This is a genomic window from Paenarthrobacter sp. NPDC091711, assembly GCF_044756605.1.
Classification (GTDB): Bacteria; Actinomycetota; Actinomycetes; order Actinomycetales; family Micrococcaceae; genus Arthrobacter.
Genome location: NZ_JBIVTF010000004.1, coordinates 279,876 through 294,778 on the forward strand (window position 1 = coordinate 279,876; position 14,903 = coordinate 294,778).

Sequence of the window (14,903 nt, forward strand, 5' to 3'; positions counted from 1 at the left end):
CGGGTGCGGTCCACATGGACCGCACCCGTCTTTTTCATCGTGGACATCAGCGGTTATTTGCGGCCGCTGGCACCCGCGCCGTCCAATTGACCTACGACGTCGGCGTCGGTCAACTGCTCGAAGTGCTCGTAAAAGGCGCCAACGGCATGGAATTTGCCCGGCGTGTGCAGGGCCATCACGAAGTCGCAGACCCGGGCCAGGGACGTTGAGGCTTCCAGCGATGCCACGGGCACCGCGGCTATCACCGTGGCGGCACCGCCGGCCCGGACCGCCTCTACGGCTGCCCGCATGGTGGCCCCCGTTGCCAGTCCGTCGTCGGCCAGCACCACTGTCTTTCCGCGAAGATCGTTCTCGATGCCAGGATAAGTTTTGGCGCGGCGGGTCAGTTCGGAACGTTCACGGCCTTCCACGGCATCCAACGCAGACTGGGAGATTCCGTGAGCGAGAATGAGTTCCTTCAGGGGCCTGTTGACCATCCGCAGGACGTCGCCCTGCGACCACGCCAGTGCCCCGAAAGCGGTCTCGTCGCGGCCGGGGATGCCCAGCTTGCGGACCAGTACGGCACCGAAAGGCAGGTATAACTCTGCAGCTGCTGCGGCGGCTACCGGGACTCCGCCACGGGCCAGGCCCAGGACAATGGTGTCAGGCCGTTCCCTCAGCTGGGGGAGTCCTTCAGCCAGGCGTCGACCGGCTTCCGCACGGTCCTTGAAACGCATGCCCATCTGCTCCACTTCCACGTAATTCGTTGCATGTCCAAGCCTACCGTCCACACCTTGCCCGGTGACGCCCCCGCTGAAAGCATGGCCTTGTGAACAAGCCCATCGGATATTGGATCAAGAGGCTCGACGCCGCATTGGAGGTCCAGCTGGAGGCTACCCTGGCGCGGATCAAGCTCACCCGGCGCCAATGGCACACCTTGGGAGCCCTTTCGGAGGGCGCCATGCTGCCCGAACAGCTGGAGGACATCCTCCAGCCGCTGTGGGGTGGCGATACCCGGATGCGCGAGCGGGAACTCGCCGCCCTGGTAGGGCATGGACTGATCACCATGATCGACCACCGGCTGGCACTCAGCGAGCGGGGACGGGAAAAGTATCACGAGGCCCAACGGCTGGTGGAAGACACGCGCCAGGACTTGTCCATGGGCATAGGCATTGATGAATACGCCATGGCCCTGAGTGTGCTGGAGCGCATGAGCCTTAACGCTGAGCGGCTGGCCCGCTGAGCGACTGGCCCCCTGAGAACTACACGCCGAGGAACTGAACGGCAGCTTCCTTGAAGGCCCGGCTTGTGATCACGTTGGTGTGAGTGCGCCCCGGGATCACCAGGGTCTCCACCATCCCGCCGCGTTTGCCGGCAATGGAGGCCAGTTCCGGCATGGTGGCTGCCCGTTCGTCCTTCTCGCCTGCTACGAGCAAGAGGGGCGTATGGGGGGCGGCCTCGGCGGGATCGAAAGGTTCTCCCTTGATCGCCTCGATGAGCGACAACATGGCGAACAAGTTGTTGCTGGGCAGCATCTGGGCCATCTTCAGCAGCCCGGCCGTGGACGCGTCCTCTATGGGTGTGCCGTCAGCCAGGTGACGTTGGGCGGCCGCGAGGTCGAAAGCTGCCAGCGGATCCGCCGAGCTCGGGCCGCCCAGGACGATGCGGTGCACCAGGTCCGGCTGGGTGGCACCAAATTCCCACGCCAGCCGCGAACCGAGGGAGTAACCAATGACGTCCAGTCCAGTGGACGGGTCGCCGTCGCGCAGGGGCCGGGCGCCGGCGTCGGTCGCTATTTGGAGCAGGTCGGCGCGGATGCGGCTGGGCGTGTACGAGTCCAGGTCCTCGGGGGAGTGGCTCCGGCCGTGACCGGGGAGGTCAACGGTGATTACCCGGCGGCCTGCGTCCTGCAGGGTGGTGATCCAGCCGCTGTCCACCCAGTTCAGTTTGGTCGATGACGAGAAGCCGTGGATCAGCAGGACAGGGCGCAGGCCGGCGTCGGTGGCCGGCTCATGGACTTCCACGAACAGCCCGGGGTCCGTGCCCTCTACTGTGTGCCTGTGCTGCTCCATGGTGTGCCTGCCGGTCATCATGTCAGTCCTCATCGAGTACGGCGCTCAGGCGGACCCGGCGCTTGGGTGCTTCGTCCTTCGGAACAGTGCCCACGATCCCGGCGGTGTCGTCCGGAACCTCGAACACAATCAGCGGCTCGCCAACGTTGATCGTGTCGCCGGGCGCACCGTGAATACGCACCACTTTACCCGCCTGCGGGCTGGGCAATTCGAGCGCTGATTTGGTGGTTTCGAGTTCCACAATCGCTTGGTTGCGTTCCACCTGCTGACCGGGCTCCACGAGCCAGTCCAGCACGGTTGCTTCAATGAGGCCCTCGCCGAGGTCGGGGAGCGGGAAGGAAATTTCAGCCACGGCGGTACTCCAGTACGCGTTGGATCCCAAAGAGGATGCGGTCGATGTTGGGGATGTATTCGTCCTCCAGGTCTCCGGAGGGATAAGGCACGTCGAAGCCGGTGACACGCTCCACCGGCGCCTTCAGTGTTGCGAAACAGCTCTGCGTAATGAGTTGGGCCACTTCGGCGCCCAGGCCTGAGGTCAGCGGCGCTTCGTGGACGACGACGGCGCGTCGCGTCTTGCCGACGGAGGTCGCCAATGCTTCGGCGTCAATCGGCTTCAGCCAGCGCAGGTCCAGGACCTCGACGTCGATGCCGTCTTCGGCTGCCAGTTCAGCAACCTGCAGGCATCGGGCCACCATGGCACCCCACGCCACGAGGGTGAGGTGGCGGCCTTCCCTGGCCACCCGGGCGCCGGTGAGGCTGCCGCCGTTGTCCGCATCGCCGTCGTGCACTGTGCCTGGAAGGGCGTTGGTGACATCCACCGGCCCCTTTTGCCAGTAGCGGGACTTCGGTTCCATGAAAATCACCGGGTCCGGCCGGGTGGCGGCGTATTTCAGCAGATGGTAGGCATCGTGCGGAGTGGACGGCGAAACCACCTTGAGCCCCGGGACGTGCGCGAAGAGCGCCTCCAGGCTCTCTCCGTGGTGTTCGGGTGCGCGGATACCCCCGAAGCTGGGCACACGCAGGGTGATGGGCATGGGCAGCGTGCCGCGGCTGCGGTAATTCATTCGGGCGATCTGGCAGACGATCTGGTTGATGGCGGGATAGGCGAAGCCATCGAACTGGACCTCGGGGATGGGGTGGAAGCCAGCCATGGCCAAGCCCACGGACATGCCGAGGATGCCGGACTCGGCAAGCGGGGTGTCAAAGACGCGTGCCTCACCATGCTTGGCCTGGAGTCCGTCGGTGATGCGGAAGACCCCACCCAGCCGGCCGCAGTCCTCGCCGAAGATGACACTTTTAGGGTTTTCGGCCAGGATTTCATCGAGTGCACGGTTGAGTGCTTGCTGCATGGACATCTGGCGAACGCCGGCGGCGGCAGTCTCAATACCCGGCGCGGCAGTAATGGTCTCAGACATGTTCGGACTCCTCGCGCCACGCGGTGGCCTGGGATTGAAGGGCGGGCGTTGGTTCCTGGAAGACCAGGCTGAACATTTCAGCGCCGGGCCGGGGACCCAGTTCTGCTATGCCCTCACGGACGGCTTCTTCCTCCTCTTCCGCCAGGCGCTGTGCCTCTGCGAAGAACGCTTCGTCGGCCACGCCGTCGGTCAGGAGCCGCTGCTTGAAACGCTCCAGCGGATCCTCACCGGCGTCGAGGCGTTCCTCGTCCAGGGTGCGGTAGCGGCCGGGGTCGTCGGCAGTGGAGTGCGGACCACGGCGGTAGGTCATTGCCTCGATCACCACAGGGCCGTTACCTGCACGGCAGTGGGCGAAAGCGGAGCGGGTGGCTTCGAAGACCGCTACCACGTCATTGCCGTCCACCTGCACGGAAGGAATTCCATAGCCTGCAGCCCGCGCCGCGACGGAGCCGCCGGCTACCTGGCGTTCTGTGGGGACCGAGATTGCCCAGCCGTTGTTCTGGATGAAGAAGACCACGGGGGACTTCATGACGGCGGCGAAGTTCATGGCCTCATGCACATCGCCTTGGGAGGAGGCGCCGTCTCCGAAGTAGGTCATGGCCACGCCAATTTCACCCGTTGCGTGGCCAGCCAGGGTTTGGCCGTGGGCCCAGCCAACAGCGTGCAGGACCGAACCTGCTACTACTGCCTGGATGGGGGCGAACCTGGATTCCAACGGGTTGTACATGCCGCCGTGCCAGGTGGCTTTGTGCGTGGACATGTATCCCACCATGTCCAAGCCCATGGCCCGGGCTACACCCATTTCACGGTAGGTGGGGAAGACGAAGTCGCGGGTCCGGTCCACGGCGTAGCCGCTGCCTACCTGCGCGGCCTCCTGCCCGAGCTCCGGCGCGTATCCCGGGATGATGCCCTGGCGCTGCCAGGCAACCGCTGAGGTGTCCAGGTGCCGGACGGCTGCCATCAGGGTGTATAGCTCACGAAGTTGATGGTGGGTGAGCGGGGCCGCGTCATCCTCGACGGCTCCCCGCACGGCTTTGGTAGTCATGGCTGTGACCCTAGTCACCCAACTGGGGTATGTGCAATCAGCTCAGTTCAAACGAAACACTTTGTACAATTTGGGCACAAAAAGAAGCCCCGCACGGTACAAACTGTGCGGGGCTTCTGGATGGTGATGAGCAGACGGTTACTCGACCGACGTGGGCTGCTTGGCAGCCTTGGACTTGGCGTTGATGAAGCAGCCAGCGGCGATGAACAGAATCAGGATGAACGTTCCGATCAGCTGTCCGGCGCTCTCAGGGTTGGCGAAGCCCACTACCAGGATGAGGCCCAGCAGGACGAGTCCCACGATGGTGAGGAACGGGAAGCCCTTCATGCGCAATGGCAGTTCGGTGCCTTCCTTGTCAGCCCTGCGGCGCAGGATGAACTGGGACACCAGTGCGGTACCCCAGACCACCAGGCACGTGGAGCCCACCAGGTTCAGGAGTGCCGGCAGGATTTTCTCCGGGAACAACAGCTCAAGGACTGTGGCGATGAAGCCGAAGGCAACCGAAATTCCGACGGCGGCCACGGGAACCTTGGAGCCGCTCAGGCGGGACAGGAAGCGAGGCGCTTCGCCGCGCTCAGAGAGGGAGAAGATCATGCGGGAGGCGCCGTACAGGTTGGCATTGAGGGCGGACAGCAGGGCGACAACGGCTACCAAGGTGATGGCAGCACCGGCGCCCGGGATGCCCGCGAGGTCCAGCACACCGGCAAACGGAGACTTTAGTCCCTCTGAGCCCACGGGGAGAACGGCTGCGATCACGAAGACAGAGCCGATGTAGAAGACCAGGATGCGCCAAACCACCGTACGGATGGCCTTGCCAACGCTGTGGGCGGGGTTCTCGGTTTCAGCGGCAGCGACGCTGACGATCTCTGTTCCACCGAAGGCGAAGATGACGACGAACAGGGCGGCGGCGATACCGCCGATGCCGTTGGGGGCGAAGTCGCCGAACGCGGAGAAGCCGGGCGACGGCACGTTCGGCAGCCAGCCGAAGAGCAGGGCTGCGCCAATGAGCAGGAAGATCACGATTGCAGCGACCTTGAGGATGGCGAACCAGAATTCGAACTCGCCGAAGTTGCGCACGCCTACCAGATTGATGCCTGTGAACACCACCATGAACACCAGTGCAAGGACCCATACGGGGATCACTGGCCAGATGGAAAACAGGAGCCCGGCCGCTCCAATGGCTTCGGCGGCAATCACCACTACCAGCTGCAACCACCACAGCCAGCCGATGGTGCCACCGGCGGTCTTGCCCATGGCTTTCTCCGCGTACACGGAGAAAGCGCCGCTGTTCGGGTTGGCGGCCGCCATCTCGCCGAGGGCCCACATGACCAGGATGATCAGGGTGCCGGCCACGAGATAAGAAATGAGCACCGCCGGTCCGGCAGCCTGAACGCCTGCTCCCGAGCCGAGGAAAAGGCCTGCGCCGATCGCGCTGCCCAGGCCCATCATGGTGAGCTGGCGTGGCTTGAGGGAGTGGCCGAGGCCGGATGTAGGGGCAGGAGCCGCGATGGACTTCGTTGTCATACGTGTCTACCTTCTATGGATTACATGCTGGTTTGGCGTGTTGGCCTCATGGGCTTGGCACGCGGGCGTCGACGACGCAGCAAGAGCCGTGGAATAATTCTCGCAGATTGTAAGATACATCACTTTTTGCTGTAGCGATGTGATGGGTACGGATCCCCGGGGACAGGAACTTTGATGCTGGTCGATGCGCTTGATGCAAAAATTGTACGTTTCTTCACGGATTCGCCGCGATCTTCCGTGCTGGAGGCCTCCCGCGTGCTCAGGGTTGCCCGGGCTACGGTGCAGTCCCGGATCGATCGCATGATCGAGAACGGGGTCATCGGGTCCTGGGTTCCGCAACCTGATCCGGCCAATTTCGGCTTTCCTGTGGTGGCGTTCTGTTCCGTCACCATCACCCAGGAGATCGGCCATGACGCGATCATTGAAAGCCTGAGTGCCATCCCGGAAATTATCGAGGTCCACACGGTCACAGGTAATTCGGATCTGATGGTGAGGATTGCGGCGCGGTCCAACCCGGATATGCAGCGAGTCCTTGACGCCATGATCGCCACCAAGTCTGTGGTCCGGTGCTCTTCGGTCATCGTCCTGAACAGTCACATCCAGGGGCGCACGCTGCCGCTGATGGAAGCCGCTGCGAAGCCAGTGTGACGTAAAGCATTTTGCCAAGCGCCCGTTGAGTCGTACCATTAGTTCTAGTCAAGATGACTTTAACTAACGCTCCAACTTCACTGGAGAGCGTTCCGGACGGCGACGAAGCGAGGTGAACGCCGTGAACACCAACTCAGCCAACGTTGCCGAGCGGCGGCTCGCACCGCCGTCGTTGGCTATTTCAACGGTGATTTTCGCGCTCCGCCCCAGCGAGACCTCCGGGCGACCCACACTGTGGCTGCCTCTGGTCCGGCGCATCCGTGAACCCTACAAGGAAATGTGGGCGCTTCCCGGCGGCCCCCTGGCCCATGACGAGTCCCTCCAGGACGCGGCCTCACGGAACCTCCGCGAAACCACCGGCCTGACGCCCCACTACCTCGAGCAGCTCTACGCTTTCGGCGGCCTCCACAGGTCACCCACCCAGCGGGTGGTCTCCATCGTGTACTGGGCCCTGGTACAACCCACCGAGGCTGCCCTCGCTGACGAATCAGAGAATGTGCGCTGGTTCAGGGCGGACAGGCTCGGCGAACTTGCCTTCGACCACAACGCAATCGTGGACTACGCCCTGTGGCGGCTCCGCAACAAGATGGCCTACGGGTCCATCGCCTACCACCTGCTGGGCGAGTTCTTCACCCTCGCCCAGGTCCGCGAAGTCTACGAGGCCGTGCTGGATCGCCAGCTCGATCCCGCCAACTTCCGCAGGCACGTCAAGGCGACACCGGAAATCGAAGAAACCGGTGAATACCTTCAAGGCGGGAAACACCGCCCGCCACGCCTCTACCGCTTCACCGGCACGCCCGGCCTCGGGCCAGATAACAGGAGTACACCATGAGCAGCGTCAACACTGCCGTCCAGCTGATCACTCGCGAAGAAGCCGAGAAGGGCCTCTCCCGCGCAGGGTCCACGTGCAGCCCGGCCCTGGCCAGGGGCCCTTGGGAATACGACCTTGCCGAATCCCTCGCCGGGGAACCCGCCTATGGCCCGGGTGCCTCCATCGACGACGTCGCTCCCAAAGCAACTCCGCGCCAGGGCCAGCTGCCCGAAGAGTACAAAAAGGCCACCGACGCCGAACTGGACGCCCGCATCCGCGCGGCCAAAGCGACACTCGGGGACCGCGCCGTCATTCTGGGTCACTTCTACCAACGCGATGAAGTCATCCAATACGCGGACTTCGTAGGCGACTCCTTCCAGCTCGCCAATGCTGCCCTGACCAAGCCCGACGCCGAAGCGATCATCTTCTGCGGCGTCCACTTCATGGCTGAGACAGCGGACATCCTCTCCACGCCGGAACAGGCCGTCATCCTGCCGAACCTCGCCGCAGGATGCTCCATGGCGGACATGGCAGATGAAGACTCCGTGGAGGAATGCTGGGAGCAGCTTGAAGAAATCTTCGGCACGGAACCGGATGCCTCCGGACGGGCACCGGTCATCCCCGTCACCTACATGAACTCTTCGGCGGCGCTGAAGGCGTTCTGTGGGCGGAACGGCGGGATTGTCTGCACCTCCTCCAACGCCAAAGTGGTGCTGGAATGGGCCTTCGAACGCGGGCAGCGGGTCCTCTTCTTCCCCGATCAGCACCTGGGCCGGAACACCGCCAAGGCACTGGGCGTCCCGCTTGAGCAGATGCCCATGTGGAACCCCCGCAAGGAACTCGGCGGAAACGACGAACAAACACTGCAGGACTCCCGAGTCATCCTCTGGCACGGCTTCTGCTCAGTCCACAAGCGCTTCAACGTGGGCCAGATCGAGAAAGCCCGGCAAGACTTCCCGGGCGTCAACGTGATTGTCCACCCCGAATGCCCCATGGAGGTAGTGGACGCCGCGGACTCCGCAGGATCCACCGACTTCATCAAGAAGGCCATCGCCGCCGCCACCGAACCCACCACGTTCGCCATCGGCACCGAGATCAACATGGTGAACCGGCTCGCCGCCGAAAACCCGCAGCACACCATCTTCTGCCTCGACCCCGTCATCTGCCCGTGCTCCACCATGTACCGCATCCACCCCGGCTACCTCGCCTGGGTCCTGGAGGAACTCGTGGAAGGACGCATCGTCAACCGCATCACCGTTGACGACTCCGTGCAGGACAACGCCAAGATTGCGCTGGAACGCATGCTGGCAGCCAAGCCTGCCTAAGCAACCGGCACCACCAAGCCGGCATCACTATCCGGGCATAACACCCGACTAGCCGAATTGAGCCCCACATGACTACAGAGAGCCTTACTGGCGGGCAGGCACCCCAACGGCTGGTCGTCGTCGGAAGCGGCATAGCAGGGCTGTACTCAGCCCTGCTGGCTGCCGAAGCCGGCGCGGAAGTGGTGCTGTTGACCAAAGGCGCACTCGCGGACAGCAACACCTACTACGCCCAAGGCGGGATCTCCGCTGTGTTGGACGATCCAGCCCCCGGCGATACCGTGGCAGCCCACATCGCGGACACGCTCAGAGCCGGGGCCGGCCACTGCAACGAAGAAGCGGTACGGGTGTTGTGCACCGAGGCGCGGCTGGACATCGCAGGGCTGGGGCGTTTCGGCGTCCGCTTCGACCTCGACGGCGACGGTGATCCCGCACTGGGTCTTGAAGCCGCCCACTCAGCTCCCCGCATCCTGCACGCCGGCGGCGACGCCACAGGAGCCGGGGTGGCGGCCGCACTGATCAGGACCGTCCTGGACTTCCAGGCCGCAGGAAAGATCCAGGTGATCGGGCACGCCCACGTAACATCGCTCTCCCTGGGCGGAGAGCAGGGCGGCCGTGTGGTGGGGGCCAATTTCCTTCACGAAGGGCGCCACCTCGGCGTCCACGGTGACTCCGTCCTGCTCGCCACCGGCGGAGCCGGACAACTCTTCGCGCAAACCACCAATCCGGCTGTGGCAACAGCAGATGGCTTGGCGCTCGCATGGCGTGCGGGTGCCGCCGTCGCCGACCTTGAGTTCTTCCAATTCCACCCCACCTGCATGGTGCTTCCTGAGGAAGCCCGCGAAGCCGAGGGCAACAATGACCCCCTGCTGATCTCCGAAGCAGTGCGGGGCGAAGGCGCCATCCTGGTAGACGCCACCGGTCACCGCTTCATGCCCGACTACCACCCGGATGCCGAACTCGCACCCAGGGACGTCGTCTCACGCACCATCGCCCTGCACCTGGCAAAACTCGGGGACCCCAACGGCCACGTATTCCTCGACGCCACCGTGATCGAAGAACAGCGGGGCCGGGGCTTCCTGGCCAAGCGCTTCCCCACCCTCAGCAAACGCACCCGCCAAGCCGGAGTTGACTGGACAACAGAGCTCGTCCCCGTCGCGCCGGCCGCCCACTACTGGATGGGCGGCGTGGTGACCGACCTCCACGGACGCACCTCCGTTCCCGGGCTCCTGGCTGCCGGCGAAGTGGCTTGTACCGGGGTGCAAGGCGCCAACCGCTTGGCGAGCAACTCCCTCCTCGAAGGCCTCGTGTTCGGGCGGCGAGCCGTTGAAGCGTTCCTCTACGGTGACCGCGGCGCCACAGGCCCCTTGGCGCCTGCGCTCGCGCCTCGTACCGGCGATCGCCTCGCTAGCTCGGCGGCTGGTTCGGGCCCTCACGCGACAACGGCGCTGTCGGGGCCTCCGGCGCCGCTGGAAGAGGACTTGTCGACTAATCCGGGCGGTTGGGCGTTGGTGTTGGATCCGGTGCCTGCTCCTGTTTCCTGGGAGTTTGAGTCTTTGCCTGGACCGGGGGCTCGGGAGGTTTCTTTGGCGGATGCGGGGGTGTTTTCGCGGGGGACTTTGCGGCGTTTGATGACTGCCAAGGCCGGGGTTTTGCGTGATGGCGTGCTGATTCGTGAGGCCGGGGTGGCGTTGGCTGCCTGGGCAGAGGACGTGCTTCCACTGAATGTGCCTGATTCCTTGGATATCCGGGAGCATGAGGACTCCAACCTCTTGTTGGCGGCGCAGTTGCTCGTACATGCTGCCCGGGAACGGCGGGAGTCCTTGGGGGCGCATTACCGCAGCGACAGCCTGACGGAACCAACCGCCGTCGAAGATTTTGACAAGCGTTACACCATGAGCCGGAAAGTGAGCCTCGTCCATGACTAACCTGACCCTCCCCGCAGCCCCCGTCCGGGACATCCTGGAACGGGCGTTCGCGGAGGACGCACCCAGCGGCGACATCACCTCGCAGCTGCTGATTCCCGCAGACGCCCGTGCAATTGCGGTGCTGAACGCGCGCGTCCCGGGTGTTTTCAGCGGCGGTACAGTTTTCCGCGATGCCATGAAGCTCGTGGACCCGGACACTGAGGTTGAGTTGTTGCTCGCCGACGGTGAAGAGTTCGACGCCGGAACCCACCTCGCGCGGGTCAGCGGCAGCGCCCGCTCGGTGCTGCTTGCCGAAAGGGTAGGCCTGAACCTGGTGCAACGGATGAGTGCCATTGCTACCAAGACCGCGGAGTTCGTGAGCTTGGTTGAAGGCACGCATGCGCGCATCACCGACACCCGCAAAACCACGCCCGGCCTTCGTGTTCTGGAACGCTACGCGGTTCGCTGCGGTGGGGGAGCGAACCACCGCTACAGCCTCTCAGACGCCGTCCTGGCCAAGGACAACCACCTGGCCGTCATGACCGGAGGCGACTCCAGCAAGCTGACCGAGCTGTTGATTGCCGCCAAAGCCCAGCTTGGCCACACGACGCACTTCGAAGTTGAAGTGGACCGTGCCGAGCAGATCGAACCGGTCCTCGCGGCAGGCGTGGACACCATCATGCTTGACAATTTCTCCATGGACGAGCTCCGGGCCGGGGTTAAGCAGGTGGACGGCCGGGCCATCGTGGAAGCCAGTGGCAATGTGAACATCAACACCGTCACCGAGATTGCTTCGGCGGGCGTGGACGTCATCTCCATAGGAGGCCTGACCCATAGCGTGAGCGCCCTCGATCTCGGGCTCGACGTTGTTCTAGAGACTGCCTGACCACCCCATGATCTTCCTCGACGCCGCCGCCACCACTCCGGTACGCCGTGAGGCCCTTGAAGCCATGTGGCCTTACCTGAGTGGCGAGTTCGGCAACCCCTCCAGCCACCACAGCCTGGGCGAAACGGCAGCCGCTGCGCTTGCAGAAGCCCGTTCCGGCGTCGCGAAGGTCCTCAAATGCCGAGCCGGTGAGGTGACGTTCACCTCCGGTGGCACCGAAGCGGACAACCTGGCCGTCAAAGGCATTGCGCTGGCCCGGCTGGCGGCTGATCCTTCGCTGAACCGTGTAGTGATCAGTGCGATCGAGCATCCCGCAGTGGAAGAATCAGCCCGCTACCTGGAGCGAGTGCACGGATTCGCCGTGGACGTTCTCCCCGTGGACGGGGAAGGCTTGGTCTCCGTTGATGGCCTGCGAATGGTGATAGGACCCCAAACCGCCCTGGTGAGCGTGATGTACGCGAACAACGAGGTGGGAACTGTCCAGCCCATTGCAGCCTTGGCCGCAGTGGCCCGGGACCACGGAGTGCCGTTCCACACGGACGCAGTGCAAGCCGCTGGATGGTTGCCGCTGGACGTCAAGGCGCTGGGTGTGGACGCCATGAGTATTTCCGGACACAAACTTGGGGCTCCCAAAGGATCCGGTGTCCTGTTCACCAAGGGCCGTCTTCGGGTGGAGCCCCTGGTGCACGGTGGCGGCCAGGAGAGGGCAAAGCGCTCCGGCACAGAGAACGTGGCCGGGGCTGTTGCGCTGTCCACGGCGCTCACGCTCTCCGACGCTGAACAGCCCCATCAAGCAGCCCGTGTTTCGGATCTCAGGGATCAGTTCATCCAGCGGATCATCGCCACCGTACCTGATGCCCTGCTGACAGGACACCGAGTTCAACGCCTGCCCTCGGTGGCGTCTTTCTGCTTCCCCGGAACCAGCGGCGAGTCTGTGCTGCTTGAGCTGGAGCGGCTCGGCGTGGTGTGTTCCAGTGGCTCGGCCTGCGCGGCGGGATCCGACGCGCCCTCGCCTGTCCTGGTGGCCCTTGGTATCGCCCCTGAAACGGCCCAAACGGCGGTGCGTTTCAGCTTCACCTCAACTGTCACCGACGCCGAACTGGAGCAGGCAGCCGCCGCCGTGGAAACCGCCGTCGGACGCGTGCGGAACCTGGCTGCCCCGCAACAGCGGGACTAGCCACCAGTTACACGTGCCGTGCGCGCCGGAAGATCCAATGCCGTAGCAGGGTAAACCGGACCGCCGTGGCCACGAAGCCGGACAGTGTGGTGGTCCACAGCTCCTCGGTGACGGTGGCTTCGGGCCGCAGAAGATGCAACACACCCAAGCTACCGCCGGTAATGATCAGCGCGATGGCGATCACGATCACTCCGCTAAGGTGGTCCTGCGCCCGCTTCTTACGGCCCGTGATTTTGAAGGTCAGCCGCCGGTTCAGGGCCGTGTTCATCAACGACGTCACAATGAGGGCAACAGCGTTGGCGAGCTGAGGATCGATCCATGGACGCAGCAAGGCGTAAATCGCGAGCGAACTCGCGGTGCAGACGACTCCAACGCCCGTGAAGCGGATCAATTGCCGCACTACCGGGTACTTGAGGACGCCGCGGTGCCGTTTGCGTGAGGGCTTCCGGGGCGGAGACGGGCGCAGCTCAGTGGCGTCCGCGGCTGTCTCCATGCCCTTAAGCCTGACACATTACCCGGGCAGTTCCTCCCATGAAGCGCCAGTGACGGGGTTGTGAAGTTCGCCGATGCCTTCCACCCGGCACACCACTGTGTCTCCGGGCTGGATGCGTGCGCACTCTGCGGGGAACCCCGTGAGCACCAGGTCGCCGGGCTGCAGCGTCATGAAGGAGGTCAGGTACACCAGGATCTCGTCCACCTTCCAGCCGAGGTCTGCGGAACTCGCCGTTTTCAGTTCGGTGCCGTTGTGGATGATCCCGATGGAGAGGTCCGCATCATCCAGGTCCGTGACCATCCAGGGGCCCGCGGGGGTGAACGTGTCCTGGCTCTTGGCGCTGATCCACAGCTCGTCGGTTTTCTGGAGGTCGCGCGCTGAGACATCATTGCCGATGGTGTAGCCCAGAATTGCCGACCGCGCCGTTTCGAGCGTCAAGCCCCGGGCAGGACGGCCGACGACGACGGTCAGTTCCGCTTCCGGATCCACGTAACCGACGGTGGAGCTGAGTTGGATGGCCTCCCCGGGGCCGATCACGCTGGACGCCGCCTTGTGGAAGGCCTGGGGCGGCAGGTCCCGGCCAGGTTGCCCGGTGTTGTGCGCCATGCCGAAGACGTTCACAGGTACTGACGGCGCCAGGAAAGTAAAAGTCTCTTGGCCGACCACCGCCCCGAGCTCCCACCCCTCCCTGGCGGGGCTGTTGGCATTGGCCCTCGACGCCGGGAAAGGGGACTCCACCACGGTCCACCGCTTGCCGTCCACTGAGTCGAAATCGGGGGAGTCGTTGGCCACAAAGAAATGCTCGGCAGGAGACTGGCGGGCTGAGGTTAGGGCTGCGTCAGACGATGCCGGGACAGGCCGGACACGGGCAATGCGACGGGAAAGAGGCGAAGTCATGATGACATCCTACGTCCTCCCTGGGTGATGCTCTGTGATGTGAGGCCCGCTTTACGTCCCGCGACACGTTCTTCGCGCGCAGGGCGGGCCTCACAACGCATCAGGTGAGAGGCGCGGATCCGAAAGCGACGCTGAAGCGGTCACACCACAGCACCACGGATGTCAGCCCTGCGATGTCCGTTCCGGCCGGAACGAGGTAGTTGTGATTGCCGTGCGTGGCTTTGACAGCCCCGAGGTCGACGTATCGGCCAGACCGGTACTTGAACCAGTCGCCCCCGGCCGGAAGGCTGCTCAACCAGACTTTGACGTCCGGGCCGTCACTGCTGGCCAGGTCCTCGAGCCGCAGCAGATGGCTGCCATCAGGGAGTTTCACCAACCGGGCAGTACCAGTGGTCTCATGTTCCTGGGATAGGAAAGTGCCAGAACTGAGAATCACCGGTGTCACTGGAGCTGCTGGTGGGGGAGTCGCTGTTGCGGGAGCCGGTGCGCTCGCGGAACCGGGCGTGGCCGGCAGGGCTTCGTAGACGCTGCTACTGGTAAAGATGCGCCAGGGCTGAAACAGGGCGGCCCCCACAACCACCATTGAAAGGACCGCTACCCCTGCAACAGCCGCAAGGATTTTGTGGGTCCGGATCACGCTAATCAGCCAGTGCGCACTACGCAGGCTGTTCAGGCTCCGCGGTGTATTCATGCTCCAAGGCTAGGCTTCACAGGAGCGTCGCGGGGG

The 14,903-nt window shown here is 64.1% G+C and carries 16 protein-coding genes; 7 read left to right on the forward strand and 9 right to left on the reverse strand.

The genetic code is table 11. The features are described from left to right. Nucleotides 1-53: 53 nt before the first annotated feature. Nucleotides 54-722, reverse strand: coding sequence for a phosphoribosyltransferase (locus ACIQH5_RS09180; protein WP_400402501.1), 669 nt, complete (start codon nucleotides 720-722; stop codon nucleotides 54-56). 86 nt (nucleotides 723-808) lie between these two features. Between ACIQH5_RS09180 and ACIQH5_RS09185 the strand changes: the two genes are divergently transcribed. Further along, entirely contained in the window at nucleotides 809-1,222 is a 414-nt protein-coding gene (locus ACIQH5_RS09185; RefSeq protein ID WP_400402285.1) for a MarR family transcriptional regulator, read from the forward strand. Nucleotides 1,223-1,241: 19 nt separating this feature from the next. Here the strand turns inward: ACIQH5_RS09185 and ACIQH5_RS09190 are convergent, their stop codons facing one another. From ACIQH5_RS09190 to ACIQH5_RS09210, 5 genes are all read right to left on the reverse strand, one after another. Beyond that, nucleotides 1,242-2,072: an alpha/beta fold hydrolase gene (locus tag ACIQH5_RS09190; protein ID WP_082697757.1), complete on the reverse strand. Its 831-nt coding sequence runs from the start codon at nucleotides 2,070-2,072 to the stop codon at nucleotides 1,242-1,244. 1 nt (nucleotide 2,073) lies between these two features. Further along, nucleotides 2,074-2,403, reverse strand: coding sequence for a biotin/lipoyl-containing protein (locus tag ACIQH5_RS09195; protein WP_014922133.1), 330 nt, complete (start codon nucleotides 2,401-2,403; stop codon nucleotides 2,074-2,076). Beyond that, nucleotides 2,396-3,466 carry an alpha-ketoacid dehydrogenase subunit beta gene (locus ACIQH5_RS09200; RefSeq protein ID WP_400402288.1) on the reverse strand — a complete coding sequence of 357 codons (1,071 nt, stop codon included), beginning with the start codon at nucleotides 3,464-3,466 and terminating at the stop codon, nucleotides 2,396-2,398. The genes ACIQH5_RS09195 and ACIQH5_RS09200 overlap by 8 nt, the downstream gene beginning before the upstream one ends. Next, entirely contained in the window at nucleotides 3,459-4,511 is a 1,053-nt protein-coding gene (locus ACIQH5_RS09205) for a thiamine pyrophosphate-dependent enzyme (RefSeq protein ID WP_400402290.1), read from the reverse strand. The genes ACIQH5_RS09200 and ACIQH5_RS09205 overlap by 8 nt, the downstream gene beginning before the upstream one ends. Nucleotides 4,512-4,649: 138 nt before the next feature. Then, nucleotides 4,650-6,035, reverse strand: coding sequence for an amino acid permease (locus ACIQH5_RS09210; RefSeq protein WP_400402292.1), 1,386 nt, complete (start codon nucleotides 6,033-6,035; stop codon nucleotides 4,650-4,652). 174 nt (nucleotides 6,036-6,209) lie between these two features. Here ACIQH5_RS09210 and ACIQH5_RS09215 point away from each other — a divergent pair, with 174 nt between their 5' ends. From ACIQH5_RS09215 to ACIQH5_RS09240, 6 genes are all read left to right on the forward strand, one after another. After that, entirely contained in the window at nucleotides 6,210-6,683 is a 474-nt protein-coding gene (locus ACIQH5_RS09215) for an Lrp/AsnC family transcriptional regulator (protein WP_014922130.1), read from the forward strand. A gap of 112 nt (nucleotides 6,684-6,795) precedes the next feature. After that, nucleotides 6,796-7,515 carry an NUDIX hydrolase gene (locus ACIQH5_RS09220; protein WP_400402294.1) on the forward strand — a complete coding sequence of 240 codons (720 nt, stop codon included), beginning with the start codon at nucleotides 6,796-6,798 and terminating at the stop codon, nucleotides 7,513-7,515. After that, a complete protein-coding gene (gene nadA, locus ACIQH5_RS09225) occupies nucleotides 7,512-8,819 on the forward strand; it encodes a quinolinate synthase NadA (RefSeq protein WP_400402296.1) in 1,308 nt (435 codons plus the stop codon). Before ACIQH5_RS09220 ends, nadA begins: the two co-directional genes overlap by 4 nt. A gap of 68 nt (nucleotides 8,820-8,887) precedes the next feature. Beyond that, a complete protein-coding gene (locus ACIQH5_RS09230; RefSeq protein WP_400402298.1) occupies nucleotides 8,888-10,744 on the forward strand; it encodes an L-aspartate oxidase in 1,857 nt (618 codons plus the stop codon). Beyond that, nucleotides 10,737-11,609, forward strand: a complete 873-nt coding sequence (gene nadC, locus ACIQH5_RS09235) for a carboxylating nicotinate-nucleotide diphosphorylase (protein WP_400402300.1) — start codon at nucleotides 10,737-10,739, stop codon at nucleotides 11,607-11,609. Before ACIQH5_RS09230 ends, nadC begins: the two co-directional genes overlap by 8 nt. A gap of 7 nt (nucleotides 11,610-11,616) precedes the next feature. Further along, nucleotides 11,617-12,786, forward strand: a complete 1,170-nt coding sequence (locus ACIQH5_RS09240; protein WP_400402302.1) for a cysteine desulfurase family protein — start codon at nucleotides 11,617-11,619, stop codon at nucleotides 12,784-12,786. Between the two features lie 7 nt (nucleotides 12,787-12,793). Here the strand turns inward: ACIQH5_RS09240 and ACIQH5_RS09245 are convergent, their stop codons facing one another. The 3 genes from ACIQH5_RS09245 to ACIQH5_RS09255 form a co-directional block, all read right to left on the reverse strand. Next, nucleotides 12,794-13,279 (reverse strand): GtrA family protein, encoded by a 486-nt coding sequence (locus ACIQH5_RS09245; RefSeq protein ID WP_400402304.1) that lies wholly within the window; start codon nucleotides 13,277-13,279, stop codon nucleotides 12,794-12,796. Nucleotides 13,280-13,297: 18 nt separating this feature from the next. Then, nucleotides 13,298-14,176 (reverse strand): fumarylacetoacetate hydrolase family protein, encoded by an 879-nt coding sequence (locus ACIQH5_RS09250; RefSeq protein ID WP_400402306.1) that lies wholly within the window; start codon nucleotides 14,174-14,176, stop codon nucleotides 13,298-13,300. Nucleotides 14,177-14,276: 100 nt separating this feature from the next. After that, entirely contained in the window at nucleotides 14,277-14,867 is a 591-nt protein-coding gene (locus ACIQH5_RS09255) for a DM13 domain-containing protein (protein WP_400402308.1), read from the reverse strand. Between the last annotated feature and the right edge of the window lie 36 nt (nucleotides 14,868-14,903).

What these genes read in the sequence shown, in the direction of transcription:
- ACIQH5_RS09180 (WP_400402501.1), bottom strand. Translation starts at nt 722, where the DNA reads ATGGGCATGCGTTTCAAGGACCGTGCGGAAGCCGGTCGACGCCTGGCT.
- ACIQH5_RS09190 (WP_082697757.1), bottom strand. Translation starts at nt 2,072, where the DNA reads ATGATGACCGGCAGGCACACCATGGAGCAGCACAGGCACACAGTAGAG.
- ACIQH5_RS09200 (WP_400402288.1), bottom strand. Translation starts at nt 3,466, where the DNA reads ATGTCTGAGACCATTACTGCCGCGCCGGGTATTGAGACTGCCGCCGCC.
- ACIQH5_RS09205 (WP_400402290.1), bottom strand. Translation starts at nt 4,511, where the DNA reads ATGACTACCAAAGCCGTGCGGGGAGCCGTCGAGGATGACGCGGCCCCG.
- ACIQH5_RS09210 (WP_400402292.1), bottom strand. Translation starts at nt 6,035, where the DNA reads ATGACAACGAAGTCCATCGCGGCTCCTGCCCCTACATCCGGCCTCGGC.
- ACIQH5_RS09215 (WP_014922130.1), top strand. Translation starts at nt 6,210, where the DNA reads ATGCTGGTCGATGCGCTTGATGCAAAAATTGTACGTTTCTTCACGGAT.
- nadA (WP_400402296.1), top strand. Translation starts at nt 7,512, where the DNA reads ATGAGCAGCGTCAACACTGCCGTCCAGCTGATCACTCGCGAAGAAGCC.
- ACIQH5_RS09230 (WP_400402298.1), top strand. Translation starts at nt 8,888, where the DNA reads ATGACTACAGAGAGCCTTACTGGCGGGCAGGCACCCCAACGGCTGGTC.
- nadC (WP_400402300.1), top strand. Translation starts at nt 10,737, where the DNA reads ATGACTAACCTGACCCTCCCCGCAGCCCCCGTCCGGGACATCCTGGAA.
- ACIQH5_RS09240 (WP_400402302.1), top strand. Translation starts at nt 11,617, where the DNA reads ATGATCTTCCTCGACGCCGCCGCCACCACTCCGGTACGCCGTGAGGCC.
- ACIQH5_RS09245 (WP_400402304.1), bottom strand. Translation starts at nt 13,279, where the DNA reads ATGGAGACAGCCGCGGACGCCACTGAGCTGCGCCCGTCTCCGCCCCGG.
- ACIQH5_RS09250 (WP_400402306.1), bottom strand. Translation starts at nt 14,176, where the DNA reads ATGACTTCGCCTCTTTCCCGTCGCATTGCCCGTGTCCGGCCTGTCCCG.
- ACIQH5_RS09255 (WP_400402308.1), bottom strand. Translation starts at nt 14,867, where the DNA reads ATGAATACACCGCGGAGCCTGAACAGCCTGCGTAGTGCGCACTGGCTG.